The organism is Rhizobium metallidurans (assembly GCF_014196505.1).
GTDB lineage: Bacteria > Pseudomonadota > Alphaproteobacteria > Rhizobiales > Rhizobiaceae > Rhizobium > Rhizobium metallidurans.
This window is the reverse complement of record NZ_JACIDW010000055.1, coordinates 1-3,105: the sequence shown is the minus strand read 5'-3', so window position 1 is coordinate 3,105 and position 3,105 is coordinate 1. Positions and strand designations below refer to the sequence as shown.

At 59.6% G+C, this 3,105-nt stretch carries 4 protein-coding genes; all 4 read left to right on the top strand.

The window, feature by feature from the left end:
• Positions 1 to 82 precede the first annotated feature (82 nt).
• Genes tnpA through GGQ67_RS24955 form a run of 4 tightly spaced genes read left to right on the top strand, consistent with a single transcriptional unit; the run spans position 83 to position 3,053 of the window.
• Positions 83 to 553: an IS66-like element accessory protein TnpA gene (gene tnpA, locus GGQ67_RS24970; RefSeq protein WP_183902791.1), complete on the top strand. Its 471-nt coding sequence runs from the start codon at positions 83 to 85 to the stop codon at positions 551 to 553.
• Positions 550 to 906, top strand: a complete 357-nt coding sequence (gene tnpB, locus GGQ67_RS24965; protein ID WP_183902793.1) for an IS66 family insertion sequence element accessory protein TnpB — start codon at positions 550 to 552, stop codon at positions 904 to 906. Before tnpA ends, tnpB begins: the two co-directional genes overlap by 4 nt.
• Positions 907 to 954: 48 nt before the next feature.
• The gene (tnpC, locus tag GGQ67_RS24960; RefSeq protein ID WP_183902792.1) at positions 955 to 2,505 is read left to right on the top strand and encodes an IS66 family transposase; all 1,551 of its coding nucleotides are present in this window, start codon (positions 955 to 957) and stop codon (positions 2,503 to 2,505) included.
• On the top strand, positions 2,502 to 3,053 hold the full coding sequence (locus GGQ67_RS24955; RefSeq protein ID WP_246400338.1) for a UPF0149 family protein: 552 nt from the start codon (positions 2,502 to 2,504) through the stop codon (positions 3,051 to 3,053). Before tnpC ends, GGQ67_RS24955 begins: the two co-directional genes overlap by 4 nt.
• Positions 3,054 to 3,105: the final 52 nt, after the last annotated feature.

The following is a 3,105-nucleotide window of genomic DNA, read 5'->3' as shown; positions in this document are numbered from 1 at the left end:
TGTGAGCGCGATGAACGCCCCACCTTTTCTTTTCTGAATGCGTTCGCGAGATATGCTCCTGGATCGACGGGAGCAGAACGGAATGGCCGGAGAAGACGATAATGCCATGCTTGGAGTCATGGATGAAGGCATGCATGAGGGGCGGCATGATGGACGATACCGGCGTATCGAGGTGATCACCGGGCGACGCAAGCGGCGGGATTGGACTGACGAGGAGAAGGCGCGGATTGTCTGTGAGAGCGCCGAACCAGATGTGAACATCTCGGCTGTTGCCCGGCGGTATGGCGTCAATCGTGGTTTGCTGAACGCCTGGCGGCGAGCGGCTGGGCTGACCGGGCGAAGGGTAGACAAGGCCCTGGTTCAGGAACCCGCGTTCGTGCCGGTGAATGTGGTTGGCGTCCACGCCTCGCAGCGTGCCATGTCATCCGAGAGCGCGAGCGGTGGAGCGGGTAGAATTGAGATCGAGCTCGATGGCGCGCGTATGACTGTAGTGGGGTCGGTGGAGCCCAAACTGGCGCAGGCGATGTTGACGGCGCTTCGGTGCCGGCGGTGATCGGAGTTTCTGCTGTTGGCGTGAAGATAATGGTGGCAACGCAGCCGGTCGATTTCCGGCGCGGTATGAATGGCCTGGTGGCTTTGGTGGCCTCAGCGCTGGCGGCGGATCCCTATTGTGGCGATGTGTTCGTCTTTCGCGCCAAGCGTCTTGATCGCTTGCGTTACATTTATTGGGATGGCTCCGGCATGATCCTGGCCACGAAGTGGTTGGAGGCGGGCAAGTTCGTTTGGCCACCAATCAAGAACGGTGCGATGACGATGTCGGCTGAGCAATTCGGGCTGCTGATCGCGGGACTGGATTGGACCAGGATCGGCTGCAAGCATGTAAGAAAGCCAACGAAAGCAGCGTGATCTAATTGTAATTGCTTGAAGATTCTGGAGATTATGGTAGCGTTCGGCATGTCGCTGAGCCACGATCAACTTCTGCAGAATATCGAGCATTTGAGCCGAACGGTTCGTGCTCTCGATGCCGAGAACGCTGATCTCAAAGCCGAGATCGACTGCCTCAAGCGACTGATCCATGGGGCTCGGTCGGAGAAGCTTGCGACCATCGACCCCACGCAAACCAGCCTGGATTTGGGCGACCTCACGGATATCCCGGCTGCTGCCAACGATGACTGCAGGCAAGATCATCCTCCGGCCCCCCGGCGATCTGCAGGGCGCAATATGGGTGCGCTTCCCAAGCATCTCCCGCGCTATGAGGTTGTCATCGAGCCGGACAGCAAGATCTGCTCATGCTGTGCGGGCGACCTGCATCGCGTCGGAGAAACGGCCACCGAAGCGCTCGATATCGTTCCCGCGATCGTGAGGGTCAGGCGGACCATTCGCCCTCGCTACGCCTGCCGGACCTGTACAAACGGGATCACGCAGGCGTCAGCACCGGCACGCTTCATGGATGGTGGAATGGCGACGACGGCGCTTGCAGCGCATGTCGTGACATCCAAGTTCGCATGGCATCTTCCCCTCTATAGGCAAACCCAGATCTTTGCAGGCCACGGGATCGTGCTGGATCGAGGAACGCTTGGGTCCTGGGTCGAGCGCGTGGCGTGGTGGCTTCAGCCTCTCTATGATCGCCTTCTTGCCTTCATTCGGTCGCAGCCCAGGGTCTTCTCCGACGAAACGCGCCTCCCGCGCCTCGATCCTGGGCGCAAACGAACCAAGGTTTGCCAGCTATGGGCGCAGGCCGTGGATGATCGGCCCTGGAATGGTCCGGCACCGCCTGCCGTCGGCTATATCTTCTCCGAGAGCCGTAGCGCCCGCGAGGCCGAACGCCAGTTGGCATCTTTCGATGGTGTTCTTCAGGTGGATGGATATGCGGCGTACAAAACGCTTGCCAAACGTCGCGGCAAAAGCAATGCCCACCCATTGCGGCTGGCGTTTTGCCTGGCTCATGCACGACGCAAGTTTGTGGATGTCGTCAAGCTGACAGGTTCATCGGATGCCCTGGAGATCGTATCGATCCTTGCAGAGGTCTATCTGATCGAGCAGCAGATCCGCGGGCAGAGCGCTGAGGAGCGCCGCCAGACACGGCAATCAAAATCGCTCGCCATCATGAAGTCATTGAAGGCCCGCCTGCTCGACCTGAAGGGCGATATCTCGACCCAATCGGCCCTTGCCAAGGCCATCAACTATACGCTCACGCACTGGGCCGGGCTCACGGCCTTCCTCGACGATGGAACGATCGAAGTCGATAGCAACATCGTCGAACGTTCGATGAAGTCCGTTGCCCTCACAAGGAAAAACTCGATGTTCGTCGGCAACGTCCGAGGTGGCGAGACCTTTGCCATCCTGGCGTCGCTGATCAATTCGGCCAAGCTGAATGGGCTTGATCCGCAGACTTGGCTCGTTGACGTCCTCGAGCGGGTCGTATCCGGCCAGACCACGATCAACCAGCTCGACACGCTGCTTCCTTGGAATTGGTCGCCCGAACAGACCAGGCAGGCTGCATGAAGCGGCCTGGTGTCTCCTATGATGAGCTCGATGAACGTCTGCGTGGCGACGGACATAACGACTACGTTGGAATGAGCGCGATTGACGGCTTGATCGCAGCGATCGTCGCTGGCCCCGTGCCTGTCACACCAGCGGTCTGGTTGCCGAACGTGTTTGGCGGAGCGTTGCCTCAAACCAAGCCCGGTTCGATCGAGGAACGTCTCGTCAATACCGTCCTCAATCGGCATGACGAAGTGGATCATCTCCTCGCCCACGCCCCTGGCGACTACTACCCGATCTTCATGCGCGACAAGGGAAAGACCATAGTCGATGCCTGGGCAATCGGCTTTGCCCTCGGGCTGGGACTCGGTGGCGAGGCATGGGCACCTATCCTGCTGGCAACCCCAAAACCCATCATCACTCCGATCATGGCCGTTAATCCGCAGCTCGCGAAATTGCTATTTCGCCTCTCACCACAAGACAGACGAAAGATCCGGGCAACGGCCCATCTCCATATCCGGACAGCGGTCACCCAGCTCTATGCTGTAACCCGCGCCGCCCGCCAATAGCCGCAGGCACAAGCTGGCCTCGGCCACAACGTGGTGTGTTCGTCGCGCTCAC